Origin of the sequence: Aeromonas sp. INTO2, assembly GCF_049860605.1 — a bacterium.
In the GTDB taxonomy this organism is placed as follows: Bacteria; Pseudomonadota; Gammaproteobacteria; order Enterobacterales; family Aeromonadaceae; genus Aeromonas; species Aeromonas caviae.
This window is the reverse complement of sequence record NZ_CP187588.1, coordinates 3,286,991-3,312,616: the sequence shown is the minus strand read 5'-3', so window position 1 is coordinate 3,312,616 and position 25,626 is coordinate 3,286,991. Positions and strand designations below refer to the sequence as shown.

18 protein-coding genes are annotated in these 25,626 nt (G+C 60.1%); 10 read left to right on the top strand and 8 right to left on the bottom strand.

The features are described 5' to 3' along the window. Nucleotides 1-32 precede the first annotated feature (32 nt). From ACPW74_RS15590 to ACPW74_RS15580, 3 genes are all read right to left on the bottom strand, one after another. Nucleotides 33-1,430 (bottom strand): peptide MFS transporter, encoded by a 1,398-nt coding sequence (locus tag ACPW74_RS15590; RefSeq protein ID WP_052815577.1) that lies wholly within the window; start codon nucleotides 1,428-1,430, stop codon nucleotides 33-35. 213 nt (nucleotides 1,431-1,643) lie between these two features. After that, nucleotides 1,644-2,555 (bottom strand): UTP--glucose-1-phosphate uridylyltransferase GalU, encoded by a 912-nt coding sequence (gene galU, locus ACPW74_RS15585; RefSeq protein WP_111896792.1) that lies wholly within the window; start codon nucleotides 2,553-2,555, stop codon nucleotides 1,644-1,646. A 94-nt stretch (nucleotides 2,556-2,649) separates the two neighbouring features. Next, nucleotides 2,650-2,967, bottom strand: coding sequence for a ComEA family DNA-binding protein (locus tag ACPW74_RS15580; RefSeq protein ID WP_043156043.1), 318 nt, complete (start codon nucleotides 2,965-2,967; stop codon nucleotides 2,650-2,652). Nucleotides 2,968-3,131: 164 nt separating this feature from the next. Here ACPW74_RS15580 and cysQ point away from each other — a divergent pair, with 164 nt between their 5' ends. Next, nucleotides 3,132-3,902 (top strand): 3'(2'),5'-bisphosphate nucleotidase CysQ, encoded by a 771-nt coding sequence (gene cysQ, locus ACPW74_RS15575; RefSeq protein ID WP_111896791.1) that lies wholly within the window; start codon nucleotides 3,132-3,134, stop codon nucleotides 3,900-3,902. A gap of 60 nt (nucleotides 3,903-3,962) precedes the next feature. Here cysQ and ACPW74_RS15570 read toward each other — a convergent pair whose 3' ends face one another. From ACPW74_RS15570 to ACPW74_RS15560, 3 genes are all read right to left on the bottom strand, one after another. Further along, nucleotides 3,963-4,259, bottom strand: coding sequence for a YciI family protein (locus ACPW74_RS15570; protein WP_010675539.1), 297 nt, complete (start codon nucleotides 4,257-4,259; stop codon nucleotides 3,963-3,965). Nucleotides 4,260-4,283: 24 nt separating this feature from the next. Further along, entirely contained in the window at nucleotides 4,284-4,835 is a 552-nt protein-coding gene (locus ACPW74_RS15565; RefSeq protein WP_039041321.1) for a septation protein A, read from the bottom strand. A 105-nt stretch (nucleotides 4,836-4,940) separates the two neighbouring features. After that, a complete protein-coding gene (locus ACPW74_RS15560) occupies nucleotides 4,941-6,446 on the bottom strand; it encodes an aminotransferase class V-fold PLP-dependent enzyme (RefSeq protein ID WP_111896790.1) in 1,506 nt (501 codons plus the stop codon). A gap of 191 nt (nucleotides 6,447-6,637) precedes the next feature. Here ACPW74_RS15560 and trhA point away from each other — a divergent pair, with 191 nt between their 5' ends. From trhA to ACPW74_RS15545, 3 genes are all read left to right on the top strand, one after another. Next, nucleotides 6,638-7,270, top strand: a complete 633-nt coding sequence (gene trhA, locus ACPW74_RS15555; RefSeq protein ID WP_039041319.1) for a PAQR family membrane homeostasis protein TrhA — start codon at nucleotides 6,638-6,640, stop codon at nucleotides 7,268-7,270. Between the two features lie 121 nt (nucleotides 7,271-7,391). Further along, nucleotides 7,392-9,053 carry a putative transporter gene (locus tag ACPW74_RS15550; RefSeq protein ID WP_111896789.1) on the top strand — a complete coding sequence of 554 codons (1,662 nt, stop codon included), beginning with the start codon at nucleotides 7,392-7,394 and terminating at the stop codon, nucleotides 9,051-9,053. 231 nt (nucleotides 9,054-9,284) lie between these two features. After that, nucleotides 9,285-16,292 carry a retention module-containing protein gene (locus ACPW74_RS15545; RefSeq protein ID WP_261925279.1) on the top strand — a complete coding sequence of 2,336 codons (7,008 nt, stop codon included), beginning with the start codon at nucleotides 9,285-9,287 and terminating at the stop codon, nucleotides 16,290-16,292. Nucleotides 16,293-16,459: 167 nt separating this feature from the next. On the opposite strand, the gene mdtH is transcribed toward ACPW74_RS15545, so the two are convergent. Beyond that, entirely contained in the window at nucleotides 16,460-17,653 is a 1,194-nt protein-coding gene (gene mdtH, locus ACPW74_RS15540) for a multidrug efflux MFS transporter MdtH (protein ID WP_029314794.1), read from the bottom strand. A gap of 202 nt (nucleotides 17,654-17,855) precedes the next feature. Here mdtH and ACPW74_RS15535 point away from each other — a divergent pair, with 202 nt between their 5' ends. Next, nucleotides 17,856-18,755: a LysR family transcriptional regulator gene (locus ACPW74_RS15535; RefSeq protein WP_029314793.1), complete on the top strand. Its 900-nt coding sequence runs from the start codon at nucleotides 17,856-17,858 to the stop codon at nucleotides 18,753-18,755. A 57-nt stretch (nucleotides 18,756-18,812) separates the two neighbouring features. Here ACPW74_RS15535 and ACPW74_RS15530 read toward each other — a convergent pair whose 3' ends face one another. After that, nucleotides 18,813-20,585 carry a M4 family metallopeptidase gene (locus tag ACPW74_RS15530; protein WP_111896788.1) on the bottom strand — a complete coding sequence of 591 codons (1,773 nt, stop codon included), beginning with the start codon at nucleotides 20,583-20,585 and terminating at the stop codon, nucleotides 18,813-18,815. 350 nt (nucleotides 20,586-20,935) lie between these two features. On the opposite strand from ACPW74_RS15530, the gene ACPW74_RS15525 reads away from it, so the two are divergent. The 5 genes from ACPW74_RS15525 (at nucleotide 20,936) to ACPW74_RS15505 (ending at nucleotide 25,561) form a co-directional block, all read left to right on the top strand. Continuing rightward, complete coding sequence (locus tag ACPW74_RS15525) at nucleotides 20,936-21,490, top strand: GNAT family N-acetyltransferase (protein WP_048206978.1); 555 nt, start codon at nucleotides 20,936-20,938, stop codon at nucleotides 21,488-21,490. Nucleotides 21,491-21,527: 37 nt separating this feature from the next. Further along, on the top strand, nucleotides 21,528-22,082 hold the full coding sequence (locus tag ACPW74_RS15520; protein WP_041212415.1) for a GNAT family N-acetyltransferase: 555 nt from the start codon (nucleotides 21,528-21,530) through the stop codon (nucleotides 22,080-22,082). A gap of 174 nt (nucleotides 22,083-22,256) precedes the next feature. Next, nucleotides 22,257-23,363, top strand: coding sequence for a 1-acyl-sn-glycerol-3-phosphate acyltransferase (locus ACPW74_RS15515; RefSeq protein ID WP_010675527.1), 1,107 nt, complete (start codon nucleotides 22,257-22,259; stop codon nucleotides 23,361-23,363). A gap of 309 nt (nucleotides 23,364-23,672) precedes the next feature. Next, entirely contained in the window at nucleotides 23,673-24,143 is a 471-nt protein-coding gene (locus tag ACPW74_RS15510) for a YhcH/YjgK/YiaL family protein (RefSeq protein ID WP_052815909.1), read from the top strand. 218 nt (nucleotides 24,144-24,361) lie between these two features. Continuing rightward, a complete protein-coding gene (locus ACPW74_RS15505; protein ID WP_069652036.1) occupies nucleotides 24,362-25,561 on the top strand; it encodes an acetate kinase in 1,200 nt (399 codons plus the stop codon). The last annotated feature ends 65 nt before the right edge of the window (nucleotides 25,562-25,626 follow it).

Here is a 25,626-nt window from a genome sequence, read left to right as displayed (position 1 = left end):
GCGCCCTGTTTGGTCTCTGCTGTCCTGACCGGTCAAACGGTCGCAGACTGCAGTTTCTGCTCTTGTTCTTCGGGCTCTTTGGCCGGGCCTTCGGCACCGTGCATCCAGTAGACCAAGCGGTTGGCCATGGTCAGCAGGATGAGGGCGCTGATCACGGCGGCCAGTGCGATGCCACCGAAGATGGCCATGGCGCCGGATTCGCCGACGAAGGATCCGATGAAGCCGGCGGCATAGTTGGCCAGGGCCACGAAACCGAACCAGGCACCCATCATCAGGGAGGCCAGGCGCAGCGGAGCCAGCTTGGTCACCATGGAGAGACCGATGGGGGAGAGGCAGAGCTCACCCAGGGTATGGAACAGGTAGGCACCGACCAACCAGAACATGGAGGTCTTGACAGCCTGATCACCACCTTGCTCCAGCACGGCACCGATCATGAACAGGAAGCCGACGGCCAGGAACAGCAGGCCCATGGCGAATTTCACCGGGGAGTTCGGCTCTTTCTTGCCGAGCTTGATCCAGATGGCGGCCACGACAGGGGCCAGGGTGATGATGAAGAAGGGGTTCAGGGACTGGAACCAGGCTGTCGGCACTTCGAAGCTGCCGATCATGCGGTCGGTATACTCCTGGGCATACAGGTTCATCAGACCACCGGCCTGCTCGAAGCCGGCCCAGAAGATGATGGTGAACAGGCCCAGTACCAGGATCACCTTGATGCGATCCACTTCCTGTTTGGTCAGGGGCGCTTTTTGCTCCTTGGAGCGTTGCAGGGCGGCACGCTGGGCGGCGGGCACACGGCCGATGTCGCCAAGGAAACGCTGGGCCATGGTGGCCTGCACAACCAGGGAGAGCAGCATGCCGATACCGGCGCTGACGAAGGCGGCTTGCCAGCCATAGGCGGTGGCGGCGGCGCCGCAGATCACGCCGGCCAGCAGGGAGCCCAGGTTGATGCCCATGTAGAAGATGGTGAAGGCGCCGTCACGACGGTGATCCCCTTCTTTATACAGGTCACCCACCATGGTGGAGATGTTCGGTTTGAACAGGCCGTTGCCCACGATCAGCAAGCCAAGGCCGGCATAGAAGACGGTGTTGACCATGTCAGGGAACATGGCGTGAGGCAGTGCCAGGGTAAACTGGCCGGCGGCCATCAGCACGGCACCGAACAGGATGGCACGGCGCTGGCCCAGGAAGGTATCGGCGAGCCAGCCGCCGATGACGGGGGTGATGTAGACCAGACCGGTATAGATGCCGTACAGCTTGAGGGCGTCGGCCTGGGTCCAGCCCATGCCACCGTTGGCGGTCAGGTCGGTCAGATAGAGGACGAGCACGGCACGCATGCCGTAATAGGAGAATCTCTCCCACAGTTCGGTACTAAAGAGCAAAAAAAGCCCTTTAGGGTGACCTAAAAAGGTCCCTTTGGACGGGTTATTCATTGGAACTTCCACCTGTGTCTTATATTTTTTTAGAAATTTTATGCAAGGGCTAGGAACAAGCCTTAATCCTTATAGAACAAGCGACTTTAAATTACAATATTATGATTTAGCGATATTTTATCTATCAATGGTTGAATATTTGTTTATAAAATGAAAAAGGGCATCGAATGATGCCCAGTTTTTTATACTGCTTATCTTGTAAATATTCAGAGATTACAGCTCTTTGGCAAACTGTTTCAGCCAGCTGGTGAAATCTTTGCTGAGTTCCCGATGGCGCACGGCGTATTCCACATTGGCCTTCATATAACCGAGCTTGCTGCCGCAATCGTGGCTGCGTCCCTTCATGAAGTAGGCATTGACCTGCTCCTTTTCCATCAGCATGGCGATGGCATCGGTCAGCTGGATCTCGTCGCCGGCGCCGGCCGGGGTTTTTTCCAGCAAGGGCCAGATATTGGCCGAGAGCACATAGCGACCGACCACGGCCAGGTTGGACGGGGCTTCATCCCGGGGCGGCTTCTCGACGATGGCCTGCATCGGCAGGGACATGCCTTCGCTCAGGGCTTCCCCCTTGATGTCGGCGATGCCGTATTTGTCCACTTCGCTCTCGGGGACGGCTTCCACCATGATCTGGCTGATCTGCTCCTCTTCGAACAGATGCACCATCTCCGCCAGGTTGTCCTGCTTCAGATCGCTGGCCACCTCGTCGATGAGCACATCCGGCAGCAGAACGGCGAAGGGTTGATCCCCGATGAGGGGGCGGGCACACAGTACTGCATGGCCCAGGCCTTTTGCTTCCCCTTGACGCACGTGCATGATGGTGACGTCTTTGGGACAGATGTGCTGAACCTCTTCCAGCAGTTGGCGCTTGACCCGCTTCTCCAGGGTCGCCTCCAGCTCGAAGCTTTTGTCGAAGTGGTTCTCGATGGAGTTCTTGCTTGAATGGGTCACCAGGATGATCTCCTTGATGCCGGCGGCGATGGCTTCGCGCACCACATACTGGATCAGCGGCTTGTCGACCACGGGCAGCATCTCCTTGGGGATGGCCTTGGTGGCGGGCAGCATGCGGGTACCCAGACCGGCAACGGGGAGAACGGCCTTGCGAACAACGAGCGGTGTCTTTTTCATGGAGTGAGTCCGAAGATACAAAGTGGGCTCATGATACCCGAAGAAAAATAGGGCAGCCACAGGCTGCCCTCGGGATGATAGGGATTCAAACCGGTTACTTGACGATAATCATGTCCCGGTTTGCTTCCAGCGTGGCAGGTCCGATGCCACTGACGTCCGCCAGTTGATCGACGGAGGTGAACTTGCCCTGCTTCTCCCTGTGGTCGATGATGGCCTGTGCCTTCTTCTCGCCAATGCCTTTCAGGGCGGTGAGCTCGCTGGCACTGGCGGTATTGAGATTGATCTTGCCGCTTTCCTTGACTTGGGTGGTGGCCACAGGCTTGGTCGCCGCCTTGTCGGCGGCCAGCAGAGGTTGGCTCAACAGGGGGAGGCAGCCCAGCAGCAGTGCGGCGATCAGGGTCTTCTTGTTCATATCGTCATGTCCTTATGTGGCGTTAGTGCCACATTTATCATTAGCTGTGTTGCGCCACTTTTTGTCTGTCAGTTTTGACACTGTATAAGTCAGTGCAAACGGCTATAAGCCGAAGATACTCACTCGGTTACACTGACCAACCCTTTGAGCGAGAACTCTTTTCCATGTATCTACCCGCCATTTCCGAACTGGAGCCCATCGCCCGCGCCGCCGGTGAGGCCATCATGTCCATCTACAGCCAGCCCTTTGCGGTGGAGTACAAGCAGGACGAGAGCCCGCTGACGGCTGCGGACAAGGGGGCCCACGAGGTGATCGTTCAGGCGCTGGCGCGTCTCACTCCCGATATCCCGGTGTTGTCGGAAGAATCCTCCCCCGAGGTGATGGTTGCGCGACTCGGCTGGTCCCGCTACTGGCTGGTGGATCCTTTGGATGGCACCAAGGAGTTTGTCTCCCGCAACGGCGAGTTCACGGTGAATATCGCCCTGATTGAACAGGGGACCCCGCGCTGGGGGCTGGTCTATGCCCCGGTACTGGACAAGCTCTGGTATGGGGGCAAGGGGATTGGCGCCTGGCGTGTGGCCGATGGCAGGCACGAGACCATCCAGACCCGCCCTCATGACGCTGGGCGAGTGTGGCGCGTGGTGGGCAGTCGCAATCACCTGTCGCAGGAGACCCTCGAGTATCTGGCCCGTTTTGGCGAACTGGAGCGGGGCGAGATCGAGCTGGTCTCCATGGGCAGCTCTCTCAAGTTTTGCATCATTGCCGAGGGGGAGGCCGAGCTTTACCCGCGGCTCGCACCGACCTGCGAGTGGGATACGGGGGCAGCTCAGGCGGTACTGGAAGGAGCGGGGGGCAGCGTCACCCGGCTCGATGGTTCGCCGCTTTGCTACAACAAGCCTGATATCCTCAATCCCTGGTTTGTGGCCAGGGCATGAGTCAGAAGATGCAAAAAGGCCGGACAGTGTCCGGCCTTTTTCTTGTCAGCCTTGATGGGCTCAGAAGACTTTCTTGAAAGGTTTGATGGTCACCCTGGCGTAGACCCCCGCCGCGACATAGGGGTCCGCATCGGCCCAGGCCTGGGCGTCGGCCTGGCTGGCAAAGTCGGCGATGACGGTGCTGCCGGTGAAGCCCGCATCGGCCGGATCCTCGGCATCGATGGCCGGGTTCGGGCCGGCCGTCAGCAGTCGGCCCTCATCCTGCAAGGCTTGCAGGCGGGCCAGGTGGGCAGGGCGTGCCAGCTTGCGCTGGGGCAGGCTGCCCGCGACATCTTCGGAGTAGATCAGATACCACATGGAACAATCCCTTTCTGGTTGCGGTTATTTTTTCTGTTCTGCGTTCTGCTCGGCCGGCATGTGGCGATAGAGATAGACGCCGCTGAGCAGGGTGAAGACCAGGGTCATGCCCAGCAGGCCGAACACCTTGAAGTTGACCCACATCTCCTGGGAGAGGTTGAAGGCCACGTAGAGGTTGAGCAGACCGCACAGGGTGAAGAAGCCGACCCAGCCGAGATTGACGTTGTCCCAGACCCGGTCGGGGGCTTGGAGCTCCTTGGCCAGCATCTGCTTGATGAGGTTCTTGCCAAAGCCATAGCGGCCGATGAGCAGGGCGAGGGCAAAGAGCATGTTGATGACGGTCACCTTCCACTTGATGAAGGCATCGTCGTGGAAGAAGACGGTGAGGCCGCCGAAGAAACCGACCAGCACGAAGGTGAACAACTGCATCTTCTCGACCCGGCGATAGCGAAGCCAGCTGTACAGGAGTTGCAGGCCGGTGACGACCACCAGGGCGCCAGTGGCGGTGTAGATGTCGTAAAACTTGTAGACCGCGAAGAAGACGATCAGGGGGATGAACTCGATAAACTGCTTCATGCTGGGCTCTAACCTCAAAATTTCACTCAGTGTACCTGCCCGTCAGACAACGGCAAATGAATAAGACCGTCCATTCTGCAGGCAGTTCCTTCCCGGGGCGGCGGGTTACTCGAACAGCTGGCTGGCAATCTGGTTGCCAAGGCGCACCTGATCGTCCAGCAATGCGCGTATGTCTGCTTCCTCGATGAGAGGGTTGAGCAGGACGGCACGCAGCAGCGTGAGCGGTTGCTCGCCATAGCGGGAGACTGCGCGCTGGGTGCGTGAGACGAAGCTGTGCCCTTCGGCGCGCTGGGCTTTTTGCAGGGCGACGTTGAAGAGATTGATCTGTTCGTTGGCCGCCACATCGGGTACCTGACCTTGCAGGTGGGGCGGAATGCACCGGTAGGAGAGCAGGTTCATGACAGGTGCCGACATCAGCTCGAAGGCGGGGCTGGCGTCGATGAGCGCAGCCATTCGCCGCGCCCTGTCGTAGTTGGCGTCGATGAGTTGGGCATAACCCTGCTGTCCCAGCATCTGGAAGGCGGCATCCAGATAGAGCGCGTTGGCGGGACGGGTCCCCTCCAGAGTGAAGCGCCCCTGATCGAAGGAGGTGGCGCGGATGGCGTAGGGAGCCTCGCGCTTCACCGTCATCATCAGGTCCGGTTGGCGGCAGAGCAGCATGCCGGTACCGAGCGGGACCAGCAACTGCTTGTGACCGTCAAGGGTGACGGTATCGGCGTGCTCTATCCCCGTAAGCAATCCCTGATAGCGGGGCGAGAAGAGGGTCGGACCACCCCAGGCCGCGTCCACGTGGAAGTGGATTTGCTCGCGCCGGGCGATGGCGGCCAGTTCCGGCAGCGGGTCGACGGAGCCAAAATCCGTGCTGCCAGCCACGCCGACCAGCGCCAGCACCTTGAGCTTCTGCTCCCTGCATTGTTGAAGGGCCTGTTCCAGCGCCGCCAGACTGAGCCGGTTGTGCTCGTCGGTGTCGAGACGCCAGAGGCTGCGAGCTCCGAGTCCCAGTAGGTCCATCCCCTTGTCGAAGGAGTAGTGCATCAGCCGCGAGCCCAGAATGACGGCGCCGCGATAGCCCTGCTCGGCGAGGGCGAACAGGTTGTCGCCACAGGCCCGGTTGCGGGCCAGCCAGAGGGCGGTGACGTTGGCGATGGTACCGCCACTGGTCATGACACCGAGGGCCGCATCCTTGGCATGCATCTGGGCTGCATAGAAGGCGTCGTCCTGGCGGTAGACCAGACGGTGCAGTTTGGCCAGCACTTCCCGTTCCAGAAAGCTCAGCAAACGGGAGGACTCCATCTTCATCGGGTTCTGGTTGAGCATCACCAAGAGCCGGGAGAGCTCGGCGGTGAAGGCCGGCAGCGGTGCCGTCATGTGTCCCATGTAGCGGGGAGAGGTGAGGTGCGATGCCCCGGGTACCAGGGTGGCGAGCCGTGCCAGATAGTCCCGGGGAGAGATGCCGGTGGCGGGCATGCACGACTGATCGAGCTGGTGGGTGAAACTGCCCCGCTGATAGGGGGCCTGACTGTCGTCGGAATGATGGAAATGCTCCAGCAGGGCCGTCATGGCCTTGCCGAAATCAGGATCCGGTTGTGTAAACAGTTCAGTGAGCTTCATCGGGTTCTCCAGACCAGATTGTCGGGCAGACGCGGCCATCCGCATGGGCGGCGTCGGCGGCAGAGCATACACCAAAGGGGCGGGGGGCACAGCCATCTCTGGCCCTCCCTCTCCTCGCCCCTTTATTTTCAGCTAACACTTGTAGCCTGAAACGTCGGCCGCTAGAGTGGGCCGGTAATGGATTGGAGGTAATGATGGATGTGACGGGGTACTCCCCACGGGAAGAGTGGGCGAATCGTCTCAGCCATGGGCTGGGGCTGCTGCTGGGCGGACTGGGACTGGTCTTGCTGCTGCACAAGGGGTGGGATCAGGGGCCCAGGGTACTGCTGAGCTACGGCGTCTACGGTGCCAGCCTGGTATTGCTCTATCTCGCCTCGACGCTCTATCACAGCGTGAGCTCGGTGGCGGCCAGACGCTGGAGCAAGCTGTTCGATCACTGCGCCATCTATCTGCTGATCGCCGGCACTTATACCCCCTTCCTGCTGGTGGCGCTCGATACGCCGCTGGCGCAAGGACTGATGGTGGTGATCTGGGGGCTGGCCCTGGCGGGGGTCGTGTTCAAACTGATCTTCATCAATCGCTTCAAGAAGGTGTCGCTATTTACCTATCTGATGCTGGGCTGGCTGTCGCTGGTGGTCATCTACCAGCTCTATCTGCATCTGGATGGTACCGGGCTCCTGCTGCTGGGGCTGGGTGGTCTCATCTACAGCCTGGGAGTGATCTTCTATGTGGCCAAGCGCATTCCCTACAACCACGCCATCTGGCACCTGTTTGTGCTGGGGGGCAGTCTGTGCCACTTCATGGCCATTTATGGCTACATCTGATGGCTAACCCTTAATTGGTATTTTTGTGCTCATGAAAGCCTGAATTCGTGCGGCACCCCACAGTTGCCCCCTTCGTTTGCTGACAAGCTAGTGCCAGTTCAGTTTGGAAAGGATGCAAACGATGAGTGAGATCGCGCTTTCCATCAGCATGCTGTCGCTGGTGGCAGTGCTGGGGCTCTGGCTGGGAAACTGGCGGGTCTATGGCGTGGGTTTGGGTATTGGCGGGGTGCTGTTCGGCGGCATCATAGTGGGCCACTTCGCCGGCTTGTCCGGGTTGAAGCTGGATGAGCAAACACTTCATTTTATTCAGGAATTCGGCCTGATCCTGTTCGTCTACACCATAGGCATCCAGGTCGGTCCCGGCTTCTTCTCCTCCTTGCGCAGTTCGGGCCTCAAGCTCAATGGCTTCGCGGCCCTGCTGGTTCTGCTCGGCTGCCTGGTGGCGGCAGCGTTGCACCAGCTGTTCGATGTACCGTTGCCGGTGATCCTCGGGGTCTTTTCCGGGGCCGTGACCAATACCCCGTCCCTGGGGGCTGGCCAGCAGATCCTGGCGGAGCTCGGGGCGGATCCTGGATCCACCGGCCTGATGGGGATGGGCTATGCGGTGGCCTACCCGTTCGGGATCTGCGGCATCCTGCTCACCATGTGGCTCATCCGGATGTTCTTCCACATCAAGATCGAGGAGGAGGCGGTCGCTTTCGAGCAGCAGGCTGGCAAGACCAAGGAGAGTCTGCAAACCATCAACATTGCCGTGCGCAATCCCAATATGCATGGCCTGATGCTCCGCGAGATCCCGAGTCTGGACGAGGCGGACGTCATCTGCTCCCGACTCAAGCGTGGCGACGAACTGATGGTGCCAAAGCCCGACTCGCGCATCGAACTTGGCGACCTGCTGCACCTGGTGGGGGAGCGCCATGCCCTGCACAAGGTGCTGCTGGTGCTTGGAGAGGAGGTAGACACCTCCCTCTCCACCCGCGGGACCGATCTGCGGGTCGAGCGGGTGGTGGTCACCAATGAGCAGGTGCTCGGCAAGCGGATCCGCGATCTCGACATCAAGCAGAAATACGATGTGGTCATCTCGCGCCTGAATCGGGCCGGCATCGAGCTGGTGCCGACCAGTCAGACCAGTCTGCAGTTCGGTGACATCCTGAACCTGGTGGGGCGGCTCGATGCCATCGAGGCGGTCACCAGCGTGGTGGGCAACGTGCAGCAGAAACTGCAACAGGTGCAGATGCTGCCCGTCTTCATCGGCATCGGGTTGGGGGTATTGCTCGGATCCATTCCCTTCTACCTGCCGGGATTCCCGGCGGCGCTCAAGCTGGGGCTGGCAGGGGGACCGCTGGTGGTGGCGCTCATCCTGTCTCGTATCGGCAGCATCGGCAAGCTCTACTGGTTCATGCCGCCGAGCGCCAACCTGGCGCTGCGGGAAATAGGCATAGTGCTCTTCCTGGCGGTGGTGGGGTTCAAGTCCGGGGCCGGTTTCATCGACACCCTGATCAACGGTGATGGCCCAGCCTGGATGCTCTACGGTATGGCGATTACCCTGATCCCGCTGCTGGTGGTCGGTGTGCTGGCGCGCCTCTACGGCAAGATGAACTATCTGACCCTGTGCGGCTTGCTGGCCGGCTCCATGACAGACCCTCCCGCGCTGGCCTTTGCCAACGCCATGCACCCGACCAGTGGCGCCAGTGCGCTCTCATACGCCACTGTCTACCCGCTGGTGATGTTCCTGCGGATCATCTCGCCACAGCTGTTGGCTATCATCCTCTGGGCGGGTGTATAGGGTTAATCTTGACGGGAGCATGTTTTGTCATGCTCCTGTCATTACTCTGTAATTTATTGATAATTTTGGTTTTTGCCATTCTCGCAACCTCGTTTTACACACTTCTGTCTGGCTGAACAGTTCAGCCTCAAATCGGTCTATCCTTTCGAATTTTCGAGCTGGTTATTTTTCCCCTCAGTCTGCAAAGTAGGCTGTGGCTTATTGCATTCAAATCAGGATTCAGGAGAGAACATGATTACCAATGCCGTTACCTTGGAACAGGGCGTAACCGTAACCCAACTCAAAGGACAAATTTATCTGGTTGCTGCTGATGGCAGCCGGAAGCTGTTGGCTGAAGGTGATGTGCTGCCGAAAGGGGCGGTGATCATGTCGCCGGATGGCGCCAGTTTCATGGGCGGCGGACAGTCGTTCAATGTGCAACCAGCCAGCGAGCAGAGTGAACCTGCCGAAGAGGGGGATGCTCCCCAGCTGGCGCAAAATGGCGCTGCTGGCACTCCTGATGATATCAATGCCCTGCAACAGGCGATCTTGGGTGGGGCTGACCCGACTCAGGCCTTTGAAGCCTCTGCCGCAGGCGGTGCACCTGCCGCCGGTGGTGGCGGTATTGGAGGCGTCGCCGGTGCCAGTGGCAACGGCGGTTTTGTTACCATCGACCGTACCGGTTCCGCAACCATTGCTGAAGCCACCTTCGATACCACCTACAACGCCAATGGCGAGCCACCGCTTGAAGCCGTTGGTGAAGATGATCCTCTTTTTACCTCCGCCAACCTTGTCTTGAGTGCAGATGTACAGGTGAATGAAGGTGGGTTTATCACCTTTACTGCGACATTAGATGAACCTGTTTTTGGTTCTGACTTGGTTATTCAGCTGTCAAATGGTGCAGTGATCACCATTCCCGTCGGCCAGAGTTCCGGTTCAGTCACTGTTGCTGCTCCAGCAGACAGCCCTTATGTCGACCCGTCAACGATCTCCGTTTCGATTACCGGTACTCAGGGTGGTGGTTTCAACCAGATTATCACTGGACCTTCAACGACTACCCAGATTAACGACACTGTCGACACCACCGCCGTGACCCTGGGTGCTCCGGCGCAGGTCAACGAAGGTGGGCAGATCACCTACAGTGCCAACGTCAACAACGCCCCGCAGAGTGACCTGGTGCTGACCCTGTCCAACGGCGCCAGCATCACCATCAAGGCGGGTGAGTTGAGCGGCAGTGTGACGGTCGATGCCCCGAGTGACGACGTTTACAAAGATGGCAGCAGCCTGACGGTGAGTATCACCGGCAGCAGCGGTGGCAACTATGAACAGCTGGACACCAGCAGCAAGGTGACCACCGAGGTGGCCGACACCGTGGACACCACTACCGTGACCCTGAGCTCGGCCACCAACGGCCAGATCGTGACCGAGGGCGGCAGCATTGTCTACACCGCCAGCGTCAGCAACCCGGTGACCGGCAGCCCGCTGACCGTGACCCTCTCCAACGGGGTGGTGATCACCATTCCGGTGGGGGCCAGCAGCGCTAACAGTGACCCTGTACCGGTTCGTGGAGATGACATTTATCAGCAAGGTGAAGAGTCACTGAGCGTCACTATCGACAAGACCAGTGGTGGCAATTACGAGAATGTGGTTAGCACTGGCACCATCACTAATACAGTGGTGGATGACCAGGATGCCCCGACCCTGACCCTGACCGGCGATGCCAATGTGGTCGAGGGGGGCAAGGCGAGCTACACCCTGACCATCAGCGACGCCCCGAAAACCGACCTGACCATCAAGGTGGTGGTGGGTCATATCACCACCGACAACGGTGATGTCCAGGCGGTGACCCGCGACGTGGTTATCAAGGCGAACACCACCTCGGTGAGCTTCGACGTGGCGACCCTGGATGACGTTTATGCCGAGCCGGCCGAGCAGTTCCAGGTCAGCGTGAGCGAGACCAGTGGCGGTGGCTACGAGAAGGCGCCGGCACTGCCGGGTGCAGTGACCACCACCATCACCGACGAGGATGGCAGCGATCCGAAGCTGCCGACGGATGCCCCGACCCTGACCCTGACCGGCGATGCCAATGTGGTCGAGGGGGGCAAGGCGAGCTACACCCTGACCATCAGCGACGCCCCGAAAACCGACCTGACCATCAAGGTGGTGGTGGGTCATATCACCACCGACAACGGTGATGTCCAGGCGGTGACCCGCGACGTGGTTATCAAGGCGAACACCACCTCGGTGAGCTTCGACGTGGCGACCCTGGATGACGTTTATGCCGAGCCGGCCGAGCAGTTCCAGGTCAGCGTGAGCGAGACCAGTGGCGGTGGCTACGAGAAGGCGCCGGCACTGCCGGGTGCAGTGACCACCACCATCACCGACGAGGATGGCAGCGATCCGAAGCTGCCGACGGATGCCCCGACCCTGACCCTGACCGGCGATGCCAATGTGGTCGAGGGGGGCAAGGCGAGCTACACCCTGACCATCAGCGACGCCCCGAAAACCGACCTGACCATCAAGGTGGTGGTGGGTCATATCACCACCGACAACGGTGATGTCCAGGCGGTGACCCGCGACGTGGTTATCAAGGCGAACACCACCTCGGTGAGCTTCGACGTGGCGACCCTGGATGACGTTTATGCCGAGCCGGCCGAGCAGTTCCAGGTCAGCGTGAGCGAGACCAGTGGCGGTGGCTACGAGAAGGCGCCGGCACTGCCGGGTGCAGTGACCACCACCATCACCGATGAGACGGTACCGAGCGTGGAAGACACCGTGTTTGCCCAGATCGCGGTGGATAAGGCCAGCGTGGCGGAAGGTGGCGTGCTCAAATACACCGTGAGCTTGGTCGATAAGGATGGCAATGCCATAACCCTGCCGACAGGCAAAGTGGTGACCCTGAACCTAGCATGGAGCGGTGCTGCGGCCAATGATGGCGACACTAGCGGCCGCCCAGCCAGCGTGACCATAGGTACGAACGGCAAAGCCGAATTTACTGTTGCTACAGTAAACGACACCATTTATGAGATGGAGGAAAAGCTTGCTGTAACTATTAGCGGTGTGAAGACCAATTCGGCATTTGAAGCTATCTCGATAGTAAATGGAAAAGGTAGTGCTGAGACCGTCATTGTGGACAACGATGCCCCTCCTTCTGTGGTGATCAATAAACCGGCTGTTGTGTCTGAAGAGGGGCTGGCCAACGGATTACAAGATGATCTAGGCAATACGGATACCACTAATGCGAAGGTTGCTAGCGGCACTATTACAGTGGCGGATATCGATAGCAGTAGCGTGACGGTCAGCCTCTCTGGCCCGTCCGGGCTCAAGTCTGGCGGGCTGGATGTGAAGTGGAGCTGGGATGCATCAGGCAAGGTGTTGACCGGATATACCGGTACCTTGGGGGGGGCGGACTACAAGGCTGTGCTTGATGTCAAGCTGACTGCACCTGCAGGTAGTACCAAAGGAGATTGGGGTTATGACGTTACTCTGAAAGGCGCCCTAGATCATCCGGTGACTGGTGCCGAGGACACGCTGAGTTTCAACATCGTAGTCTCTGTTTCTGATGGCCAGAGTACTACGAGTGCTTCGTTGCCCATCACTGTGGAGGATGATGCCCCCATTGCTGGCGATGCTGCAGCGGTTTCGCTGGTAAAAACCAGTATTCCTGATGTATTGACCGGCAAGTTCAGCATGACTGGTTATAGCGGGGATCGCACCAGCATTGATGGTGGCAAGTTCACCATTACGGCTAAAGGGTTCCTCTCTTCAACGTCTACTGTCTTGACCGGTGCTCTGGTTAATGGCTCGGGCGAAGGCATTGGTGTCAAGAGCTCGACAGCCCCTTACCACAATATTGAGAACGAGGTCGATTTCCGCAAACTGGCAGACGGCTCAGGGGTATCTGAAGAGCTGGTGATCAAACTGGATGCTGGCACTGTGGCTTACGGTGCCAAGATCGAGTTCAGCAAGATGTTCGGTGGTGAGCTGGAGAGCGGCGTGGTCGAGTTCTACCGTGATGGAGTTCTGATCTCAACACTTCCCTTTAGGTCGGATGCGGCGGGGGGAGAGTACAACCAGAACTTCCAAGTGCAGCAGGGTGGTTTTGACACCATGGTGATCAAAGCAACCGATAACGGCAATTCGTTCAACGTCAAGGACAACAGCGACTTTACCGTCAAGTCTATCGAGTTTCTGGGTTCCGATACGCCACAGGCAATTGCCTATGGCTCGGGGACAGTTGCACCGCAATGGGGAGCTGATGGCAAAGGGAGTCTGGAGCTGGTTACCGGCACCGTTGAAACGGGTCTGAAAACTGCTGCTGGTCTGGCAATTACCATTACCGCGGAAGGTGCCAACAGCATGGTTGGCAAGGCCAGTGATGGCAGCTTGATCTTCAAGATGCAATTCACGCCTGCAACGGGCAAGTGGGAGTTCTTCCAGTATGCAGAGATGCAGCGCCCGGTTGGTGATGGCGACATTGACTTCACCTTCAAGGCCTATGATCGGGACGGTGACAGCTCGCAAGGCAGCTTTGCTGTCAACCCGCTGGCGCGCCCTGATGTAACCGGCGTATCGAGTGCCACTGTGGTTGAAGGGGCTACCTTGCAGCATGTTGTGACCTTGAGTGGTGCGACTAATGTGGCGACTGAGTACAGCCTCTCAATCGCGGGTAGTGGTACTCATGCTGCCTCTAACTCTGACTGGGGAACTCTGCAGTTCAGTCACGGTGTTACCTATAACAGCAGCACAGGCAAAATCTCAGTACCAGCCGGTGTGACGAGCTTTACCGTGTCAGTGCCGACAGTGAATGACAAGCTGGTAGAACAGACAGAAACCTTGACTCTGACTGTAGGTGGTGCGACCGGAGCCGGAACCATTACTGACAACGATCTCTCTGTGCGACTGGGCAATGGGCTGGTTGATGAGGATGGTTTGTCTGGCGGAAATGCACACTTGCCTGAGCCTGTGGGTATGCCTGCTAGCGGTCCGCTTTCTGTGACTCAGTCGCTGCAGGTGACGGATGGCAGTGGTGGCAATGTCTCTGGCGTACAACTCAAACTTGTTGGCATCACGGGTCTGAGCGGGGTGACGGGCATTGATGGTCAGCCGGTCAATATTGTTCAGGATGGCGCCGGGCTCAAAGGGTACTTTGGTAACAACCCCGCCAATGTGGCCTTTACTGTGACAGTGGATAACAGTGCCAACCCACCGAGCTACACCTTTACTCTGCTCAAGCCGCTTAGCCATACAGTGGATGGTCAGAGCACCGTGTTGACCAGCCAGGACGAACTGCGCTTTACCGTCAACTATGAGGTAAGCAAATCTGGAGCTGAGACTGCCACCGGTTCGTTTGACTTGGCTGTGCGTGACGATGTGCCGGTTGCAGTGGTCGATGATGCGAAAGTCGATGTTGTAGTTGATACCTTCCTGTTTTCTGGTGTCGAGGCTTCATGGATTAATGTTTCTGGCGGTAAAAATCTGGAGCATTTTGACGGCCCTGATAATGATACAGCGAAGGATCAAATTCGCTGGGGTGGAAAAAATGAAAATAAATCGGGTTATGGTTTTGCCGATAACGATGCGGCCTTGAACGGAGAGATCCCGCTCAACGAAGAGATCAAACTGGGTACTTTCACCCACTACAATTATCCGGTTTCCTCCGGTACGGCTATCAACACTGTAACCATGCAGGCAACCTTCTCGGTTACCGACTCCATGGGCAGAGTGACACCAGTGACTGTGACCATCAATTTCAATCACAACGAAACGCCGAACGATTGGGCCGATCCGCGAGATATCATCACTATCGGAACTGCGACCGCGAGCTTCAACTTTGAAGGCAAGGTCTACAGTCTCGAGGTGCTGGGTTTCCGTGATGCAGGTGGCAATGTGGTGAAGACTATCTACACCAACGAAAATGCCAGCAACAGCTTCGATCTGATCGTCAAGTTGGTGGAAGGGTCTGGTTATCAGCTGCCACAGACCACAGGTAATGTGCTGGCCAACGATCTTGCCGGTGCTGATGGTGGTCTGAGTGTCATTGGCTACGGGGTCGGCAGCAGTTCGACCACCTATACCAATGGTGCGGGTACCCAGGTAGTCGGTTTGTACGGGGTACTGACCATTCTGGCCAACGGTGCCTATACCTATCAGGTCACCAAGAATGGCAGCCAGATCCCGGCTGATGCACGCGAGGTGTTCAGCTACAGCGTGCGCGATGGCGATGGCGATACCACCAACAGCACCTTAACCATCAGCGTCAATCCGGTGGACAGCAACGGGGTTCCGGTTCATCTGCCGCTGACGGTAGATGGTACTGACCTCAACGACTCCATCGTGGTACGCAATGGCGAGAGAGCAGCTAATCCTGACCGTCTTGATGTTTCCTTCGGCGGTAATCTGCTGGGCGAAGTCACTACCAGTAACGGCGGTACCGACCACATACATGCCGGTACCAGCTACAACAAAGGGAGTGCCGACCAGATCGTCAGCAGCGGTGCAGGCAATGACCATATCGAAACCGGCAGCGGTAATGATGTGATTTATGCAGGCAAAACCGGGGCTGATGGATTCGGTACCGACGATTCGTTGCAACTGACGGTAAATCAGCTCAAGGCTCATCACATCATGACAGGCAGCTTGTCTGGTGCCGATGCCATGCTCGATGGCGACGGTCTGTTGCTGAGTGTTGATGTCAGCAGTAGCAAAGCGGATGTGGTCAATGGTGGCAGCGGCAATGACAAGATCTACGGGCAGTCAGGTTCCGATATCCTGTTTGGCGGTACCGGTGACGACTACATCGATGGCGGCAGTCATAACGATGGGCTGCGCGGCGGTCTGGGGAACGATATCCTGATCGGCGGGCTAGGCAATGATGTAATGCGTGGTGACGGCGGTTCAGATACCTTCGTCTGGAATCAGGGGGATACAGTATCCGGCTCCCTGACCAAGGATTACATCATGGACTTCAACAAGGGGTCAGGCACCATCAACCGTTTGGAAGAAGACAAGCTGGATCTGAGCGATCTGCTGGATCACGATGGTTCTCACAGTACGACTGACCTGAAGAGTCTGCTCTCGGTGTTCCAGGACAATGAAGGGGTGCACCTGCAGGTCAAGGAGAGCAGTGCCGCGCCGGTGACCCAGGAGATAGTGCTGATGAACCACACCTTCGACACCCTGACGGGCGGTTCAGGGACGACTGCCAACCAGGTGATCGATTTCATGTTGCAAAACAACATGTTGGATATCAACAAGTAACAGCCAAGCGGGCTGGGCAAAAGCGGCAGAGCAATCTGCCGCTTTTTTTATGGGGGATTTTTGGGTGGATGGGCGCAGACGAGGGGGAGGGCAATGCAAGAAGAAGATAAAAAAGGGCGCCCTTCAAGAGAAGGGCGCCCGGGGTAGACGGGATGATTGCCAGAGGATCAGGCGTTGACCCCTGCCAGGCGGGAGCCGCGCTGGAAGCAGTTGGCCAGCAGCAGCAAGGTGGTGACACCGACGGTGCCGAGCACCAGCCAGGGCAACCAGGGTTGCCCCTGGGCCATGGCGTAGTCGTGCAGAGCACCGCCCCCCACGTAACCCGTCATGCCCCCGAGCGCCAGCCCCAGTCGGCTGAAGCCCATGTAGCTGCCCCGCGCCCCCGGTTGTGCCAGCTTGGTCATCAGGGTTTCCCGCGCCGGCTCGGCGATGACGATGCCAAGGTAGAAGCAGGCGAGCAGCAGGAAGACGGCGGGCAAGGTGGTAGCAAAGGCCACCAGCCCGATCCCCGTGGTCATCAGCAGCACCCCCGCCATCAGGCGGTTCTCCAGCTTGAAGTGGCGCTCGCCGAACCGGGCAAGGGGGTAGAGCAGGGCCAGGGAGATGGCCGTCTCCAGGGTATACATCCAGCCCACCGCCGTGGTGCTGCCCGCCATCTGTTTGACCAGAATGGGGAAGATCAGCATGACCTGCACCCAGAGCGCGTAGTAGCCGCTTAAGATCAGCACCAGTCGGCAGAAGGCCTTGTCCGCCAGCACCTGGCCGAGGCCGTCCCGGATCGGCGTCGGGCGCACCGAAAGCTTGTAGGGGGGCAGGATCAGCAGGTTGCACAGGGCGGCGCAGACGAAGAGGCCGGCACCCAGCAGGCAGACATATTCAAAATCGAAGTTGAGCAGCCAACTGCCGAGCAGGGCTCCCACCACGGCGCCGGCGCTCTCCAGCATCATCAGCAGGGAGATGTAGCGACCCCGCTCCCGTGGCCGGGTGAACTTGATCACCAGGGCGGCGCGGGGGGGATCGAACAGGCAGCCACCCAGCCCCGAGATGATGCAGGAGAGGATCAGTTCCAATCCGCTCTGGGCATAGGCCAGGCTGGCAAACCCCAGCGCCCGCAGCAGCATGCCGCAGACGATGAGGGGGCGCGCCCCGAACTTGTCGGCGAGGGAGCCGCCAAAGACCCCCAGCCCTTGCTGGGTAAGCTGACGCAGCCCCAGTGCCAGTCCCACCACACCGGCGGCCCAGCCCAGTTGGTCGACGAAGCGCAGGCTGATCATGGGCATCACCACGAAGAAGCCCAGGATCACCAGCAGGGAATCCAATGCCAAGAACCACCGCCCCAACCGCCTCGCCCGATCCACCATGACCCTGATACCTCTGTTTGCTTCGCTGATATTGTTGTCTTTCTTGCCCGAACGGCGCCGTCACCAAACAGAGCCAAGGGGGATGACAACTCCCTGGCTCGGTGGCGTTCAGCCGGTTCATGACGATTGATGCTGCTATTCTGGTGGGGCTCCAGATATAGTGGTAGCCGACAACTGGCTATATTTCATATTGGATTTGGTTATGGCTATGACCCTCGACGATTTGCAACTGCTGCTGGACGTGGCCAACCGTGGCAGCTTCAGCAAGGTGGCCGCCATTCGCGGCTGGTCACAACCCATGGTGAGCCAGCGCATTGCCGTGCTGGAGCAGGAGCTGGGCCAGTCCCTGTTCCGTCGCCATCGTCGGGGGGCCACCCCGACCCCGGCCTGCGAGCAGTTTCTGCCTGCCGCGACCGCGGCCCTGAGCGCACTGGAAGGGGGGCGGCTGGCGATGCAGGGGGCGCCTGCATTGCCGCGGATCCGGCTCTCCTGCCTCCCCTCCCTGACCACGGCGGTGTTCGGCCCCCTGCTGCTGGCCCTGGTGGACGAGACCTTCGAGATCCGCTGCAACACGGATCACTCTGGCATCATCATGCAGGAGTTGCTGACCGGCGAGACCGACGTGGGCTTTATTCTCAAGTGCCCTGCCATCGCGGGCATCCAGCTCGAACTGCTTTACCGTTCCCCGATCATCGCCGTGGCCTGCGCCACCCACCCGCTGGCCGGGCGGCAGGGGCTGACCCTGCAGGACATTGCCAACGAGCGGCTGGCGCCCCAGCAGTGGGGGACGGGCTGCGACGAGCTGATCCTGCAGTTACGCCTGCTGCGCCAGGTGGCGAGCCCGCTGCACGCCATCCAGCCAGCGAGTGCGGCGCGGGAGCTGGCGCTGGAGCACGGCTTCATCACCCTGATGCCGGCGCTCGCCATCACCCGGGATCTGGAGTTCGGTCGCCTGGTGAAGCTGGACGTGGTGGATTTGCCACCGGATCACTGGGACGTGATGATGGCCTGGCGCAGCGGCAAGCGCCCCAATCCCGCCAAGGAGCGGGTGCTGGAGGCGGCCCGTACCCTGGCCCGGCGCTGGTCGGGCAAGCGGACATAAAAAAGCGCCGGACCAGGCCGGCGCTCTTCGCTTATTCCCCTTGATGCCCGCTCAGACTCAGTAGCTGGCCTTGAGGGTGACGCCGGAGAAGGCGCTGAACCCGCTCAGCTGCACGTGCCAGGTCCCCGCCTTGGGGGCGTTCAGGGTACAGGTTTCGGCATTGCCGCTCTTGTAGGGGCGGCAGTCATAGCTGCTGGCGGTCGGCGCGCTGCCGAACTTCACGTAGAGATCCGCATCCCCGTTGCCGCCGCTGCTGGTCACCACCAGCTGGCTTCTGCCGGCGGGCACCTCGACGGTGAAGTTCAGCTTGCCCCCCTTGGCGGCGGTGAGATTGCTCACCGGTACCCCGCTTTGCAGCACGCTGCCCGGTTGGGGCGTGGTGCCGGCGCAGGTGGCATTGACCCCGACGGCGGTGAAGGCGGCTGCCACGTCGCTCACGCTGTAACCGAGATCCGTGGCGGCCCTGGTCACCCCGCACGCCCCCTGATCGAAGGTGGTGTTGGGGCCCCAGTAGAGGCGGTTGGCCAGCACGAACACCTCGAACGCCTTGCGGGTTTGCCAACCGCTGGTGTTGGCCAGCAGGTAGAAGGCGCGGTTGTAGACCCCGGAGCTGTGGTGCACGTCGATGCCGTCATAGTAATCGCTGGCATGGCCGATGGACTTGCCGTCCCGGGCCGGGTCCTCGAAGTAGCGCAAGGAGCCGTTGCCCTTGAAGATCTGGGCCCCCACCAGCCAGTCGTTGCTGCCCTTCATGTAGTATTCGGCCGCTTCCCCCGCCATGTCGGAGAAGGCCTCGTTGATGCCGCCGGACTGACCGGAGTAGACCAGCCCTGAGTTCTGCTCGGTGAAGCCATGGCTCACCTCGTGGGCCGCCACATCCAGGCTCACCAGTGGATAGAAGGTGGTGGCCCCGTCGCCGAAGGTCATCTGGCTGCCGTCCCAGAAGGCGTTCTCGTAGTTGCGGCTGTAGTGCACCCGCATCTTGAGCTTGAAGCTCAGCGGTGCCGTGTTGTACCAGTTGCGGTACATGTCGAACACCACGTTGCCGAAGTAGTGGGCATCGTTGAGAGGAGAGTAAGCACCGTTGATCTCCTTGACCGTGTTCTCCGGGCAGGTGAACTGGTGGATGGCGCCCCCCGTGGTGCCGTGATTCATGTTGAGGGTGTCCACGTTGGTCCCCGTCATGCGGCAGTTGTCATCCACCTGCAGGGGGCCAAAGTCGGCGCCGTAGAAATACTTGCCGGTCTTGACGTTGCCCCCCGGGCCGGTGGCGTCCTTGTGGTTGATCCCCTCCCAGCGTTTGAGCTCGCTGCCGGTCTGGGCGTCGATCATCACGAAGGGGCGGCTCGGTTCCTTGCTGGCGGCGAGCCAGGAGACCAGATAGACCAGTCTGGCCTGGCCGGTCTCATCCTGCATCACGAACAGCTTGACCTGTTCGTTGCTCCCCTTGGCACCGCTGCGAGCCTGGCGTGCGGCGTCGCTGGCGGAGAGGGCAACGGCCGGGCCCGTCAGGTCGGCATCGATCTTGCGCAGCATGGTGCCGGACACCTGATTGACCTGGCCCCCCAGCGCCTGATCGGCCACCAGGACCTGGCCCCACACCGGAATCCCCTGCCAGGTCTGCTCATAGCGTATCCGCTGCTGGCCATTGGGCAGCGTCACCGCCCGCACCTTGCGAAACTCGCCATCCCCGGCGCCAAGGGCGCCAATCTTGGCGGCGCCACTCACCGCACCGGCCAGGTCCGAGACCTGGTTCACTTCCACCTGTTCTGCCGCCATGGCGGCGCTTCCCCAGCAGGCCAGCATGACGGCCAAATAGACTTTGTTCATCTCGTCTTTCCTTAGTCGATGAAGATTACACGCCGGGTCCGTTGCCCGGCGCTCTTACACTAGTGGGAAGGGGGAAAATAACGGCCTGTCATTTGTCACAGGGCAGCGAAAACAGGTAGCACGATTCACTTTTACAGCGCCAATCATCCACAAATACTGGTAATGGCAGCATGTTGAACCGCTGCGAGGGGTGATTGATGACCTGGGGGCAAGGTGCCCGCATGGGGATCGCCATATGGGGGTTGCCAGCGGGGAAGCCGGTTGAAAAGTCCTTGGCAAACAAGGGATTGATTGACTACATTGGCTCCCATGACGGCAGGTGGCCGGAGCGGAACCGGGGAGGAGTGGCGATGTTTTCATGGCAACTGGATGACGAGCTGGCGCTCCTGTTCCTGCAACCCGACATGGCCAGCGAGCTGTTTCGCCTCTGCCAGCGCAACCGCGATTACCTCTCCCAGTGGCTGCCCTGGGTGCCCCACATCCAGCAGCCCGCCGACAGCGCCACCTTCATTCGCCACTCCATCGAGAAGTTTGCCCGGGGGGAGGGGCTGACCACGGCCATCGAGTATCAGGGGGAGGTGGTCGGCGTCATCGGTTACAACCAGATCGATCAGGATCTCAGCAAGGTGACCATCGGCTACTGGCTGGCGGAGCGCTGGCAGGGGCACGGCATCATCACCCGGGCCTGCCAGGCCTTGATCCATCACGCCTTCGAGGAGATGGGGATGGAGAAGGTAGAGATCAGCGCCGCCCTCGAGAACGAGGCGAGCCGGGCCGTGTGCGAGCGGCTGGGAATGACCCAGGAGGGGATCACCCGGCGGGCGGAGCGGCTGGCGGACAGGGTGGTGGATCATGTGCACTACGGCCTGCTGCGGGACGAGTGGCTGAGGCTGAGGGATCTCTGATGACCTTCCTGTCCGCTTCCAACCTCCTGAGGGTGAGATGACGACGCTGCCACACATTGCCACCCCCCGTACCCGGCTGACCGTGCTGACCCCGGAGCGGGCCTGCCTGATGGTGGATTTCTATCTGCGCAATCGCGCCCACCTGTCCCCCTGGGAGCCCAGGCGGGAGGAGAGCTTCTACACCCTCGCCCACTGGCAGACCCGCTTGCGCGACGGTTACGGCCACTATTTCGAGGGCAGTGCCGTGCAACTGGTGGCGCTCGATCCCAGGGGGGAGCGGGTGCTCGCCACCTGCAATTTCACGAACATTGTGATGGGCATGTTCAAGGCGTGCCACCTGGGCTATGCCATCGACAAGGAGCACGAGGGGCAGGGCCTGATGCAGGAGGTGGTGGCCGCCGGCATCGATCACCTGTTCCGGGAGCGGGGCCTGCATCGCATCATGGCCAGCTACATGCCCGCGAACCTGCGAAGCGGCGCGCTCCTCGAACGGCTGGGGTTCGAGCAGGAGGGTTACGCTCGGGACTATCTGATGATCAACGGCCGCTGGGAGGACCACGTCCTCACCGCGCTCATCAATCCCGCTGGCTAGCAGAGCCGTTGTCGAAAGGAGGGCTGGCGGGTGACCGCCATCGCTTTTTCACTGCAAGATCGCACTATCTGTACGCCTCTCATACCCCTGGGGATAAAAGCGTGTAAAATTGCGCCCTGAATTTTCCCGGCCGGCAGACGCAGGCCGCGACTCCATACATGCAAGGCAGACATTGTGACAGAAGTAGATAGATTCGCGGACATTCGCCCCTATCGCGATGAAGAAGTGCCGGCTGCCATCGAGCGGCTGATCCAGGATGACGAGTTTATCGGCGCCATCGCCAAATACCGCTTCGGTTCCCTGATGAGCTGGCTGGGCTGGGCCATTCGCCCGCTGATCCGCCAGTTCCTGCGCCACAAGTGGGCCAAGGTCAGCACCATCCATCAGGTACAGATGGGGGTGACCCGCTACATGACCCGGATGATCGCCACCTCCACCCAGGGAGTGAGCTTCTCCGGGCTCGAACACCTCAAGAAGGAGCAAGGCTACCTGTTCGTCTCCAACCACAGGGACATCGCCATGGATCCGGCGTTCGTCAACTGGGGGCTGCACACCCATGGTTTCGATACCGTGCGCATCGCCATCGGCGACAACCTGCTGCGCAAGCCCTGCGCCACCGAGCTGATGAAGCTCAACAAGAGCTTCATCGTCAAGCGCTCCGCCAAGGGGCCGCGGGAGATGATGAAGGCCCTCGGCGAGCTGTCGGCCTACATCGGCCAGTCGGTGCATGAGGGGCACTCCATCTGGATCGCCCAGAAGGAGGGGCGCGCCAAGGACGGGGATGACAAGACGGATCCAGCCATCCTCAAGATGTTCTACGTGGACGGCAAGAAGCAGAAGATCGAGTTCGTCGACTACATGCGCAGCCTCAACATCGTGCCGGTGAGCATCAGCTACGAGCTGGATCCCACCGACAAGGCCAAGGCGCGCGAGCTCTACGAGAAGTCGGTCAACGGCAGCTACGAGAAGGGCGAGTTCGAGGACATCGAGAGTATCGTCGCGGGCATCGTCGGCCAGAAGGGGCGGGTACATGTCTCCTTCGGCGCCCCCATCACCGAGGGCTTCAGCGATCCGGACGAGCTGGCGGCGCTCATCGACAAGGCGATCTGGAGCAGCTATCGCCTCTTCCCGGGCAACTACCTCGCGGCGGATGTGCCCGGCAAGGCCAGCACCATAGAGCAGAGCGCCTTCCTGACTCGCCAGTCCGAGGTGCCACAAGAGCACAAGGCCATCTGGCGCGCCATGTACGCCAAGCCGGTGGAAAACGCCGGCAAGGTTTGAATGGTACCGCTTTGAGCGGGTGATGGAAAAAAAACGGGAGCAGATGCTCCCGTTTTTGCGTCTGGTCAAAGTCGGGGGAGATTGGGTAGTGAATAATATTGTTTCAACTGGTACGATCATCGGGTAAATGGGCGAGTATCTCTTGGCAGGGGCGGACGAGTATGCAACAGTGACTCGGCGCCATCGGCTAGGAAGCGACAGCGCCCCCGTCTGCACGGATGGCAGACGAGACGATAAAAGGACCTTCAATGGTCCTTTTTCATTGGTGCACAAAGATAGACCACAGATATATCTAAGGATGCGAACCTCATGATCACCGGCAGTCTGGATACCTTGCAACGCACCCCCTTGCCCGCCCCCCTGAACCGTATCGTGGCCGAGGTGGTGCAAAGCGTCGAACGCTGGCTGCACGCCCCCCTCGGCAAGCAGGAGGTCGACGGCCTCATGCTGTTCTGCCTGGTGAGCGAGGATTTGACAGAGCCGGTGGTGGATCGCCGGGGCGAGTTTCATGAGCAGTATCTGGACATCCAGCTGCTGCTGCGCGGCGAGGAGTGGATCGGCGTGGGCCCTCACGCCTACAGCCGGGACGGTGCCGACCATCCTCACCCCGATCTCTGGTTCGTCGATGACGAGCAGACCAGTTATCTGGCGTTGCAGCCCGGCGACTTCGCCATCTTCTGGCCGGGAGAACTGCATCGCCCCCTCTGTACCCTGACGACCCCAGGTCCGGTCAAGAAGCTGGTCGTCAAGGTTCACCAGTCGCTGCTGACCGGCGCCTGAGTGGCATTCGGGGCCTGGAGTCCCGAGTGATTGGGCCAACAGAGGCCCGTTGCGAATCGCTGATTCGACGCGCGCGCCAGACGAACGGTCTGCGCCCAACGATTTGAAAAATTGGACGCACCCTCCTGCGACCATAAGCCCCCGGCAGGGGAATCCCATCCATCGCTGGATGACACGACACTGTCGGCGTAAAGCCGAAGCACAGGAAGATGTAGAACATGAGCAAGTTGGTATTGATCCTTAACTGCGGTAGCTCTTCCCTGAAATTTGCCGTAATGGACGCTGAAACGGGCGAGGACATGCTGTCCGGCCTGGCCGAATGCTTCAATCTGGATGACGCACGTATCAAATGGAAACTCCACGGGGTCAAGGGCGACGCCATGCTGGGCGCCGGTGCCGCGCACCAGGAAGCCCTCGACCACATCGTGGGCCACATCCTGCCCCAGGATCCCGCCCTGGCCGATCAGCTGGTCGCCATCGGCCATCGCATCGTGCACGGCGGCGAGCAGTTCTCCCGTTCCGTTCGCATCGATGAGGGCGTGATCGCCGGCATCGAGGCCGCCATTCCGTTTGCCCCCCTGCACAACCCGGCGCACCTCATCGGCATCCGTGCCGCCCTCAAGGTGTTCCCGGCCCTGGCCGACAAGAACGTGGCCGTGTTTGACACCGCCTTCCACCAGACCCTGCCAGAGGAAGCCTACCTCTACGCGCTGCCCTACAAACTCTATCGCGAGAACGGCATCCGTCGTTACGGCGCCCACGGCACCTCCCACCGCTTCATCGCCGAAGAGACCGCCAAGGCGCTGGGCAAACCGCTCCATGAGCTCAACATCATCAACTGCCACCTGGGCAACGGTGCCTCCGTCTGCGCCATCAAGAACGGCGAGTCCGTCGACACCTCCATGGGGCTGACCCCGCTGGAAGGGCTGGCGATGGGCACCCGCTCCGGTGACATCGACCCTGCCATCGTCTTCTTCATGCACGACAACCTGGGTTACAGCGTGGACAAGATCAACCAGGTGCTGACCCGCGAATCCGGCCTGCTGGGCATGACCGAGGAGAGCAGCGACTGCCGCTACGTCACCGGCAACTACGCCACCGACGCCGGTGCCAAGCGTGCGCTGGATGTCTTCACCTATCGCGTTGCCAAGTACGTCGGTGCCTATGCTGCCGCCATGGATGGTCGCCTGGACGCCCTGGTGTTCACCGGCGGCATCGGCGAGAACGCCGCCATGGTGCGCGAGATGGTGCTGGCCCGACTGGCCCTGCTCGGCTTCAAGATCGACAAGGAGGCCAACAGCGCCGCCGTGCTGGGCGGTGAAGGCCCCATCACCGTCGAAGGCAGCCGTCTGGCCCTGGTGATGCCCACCAACGAAGAGCTGGTGATCGCTCGTGATGCCCTGAGCCTGGTCGGCTAAGGCACCCTCTGGTGATGACAACGCCCGGCCCCTGCCGGGCGTTGTCGTTTCGGCAATAGTGATCG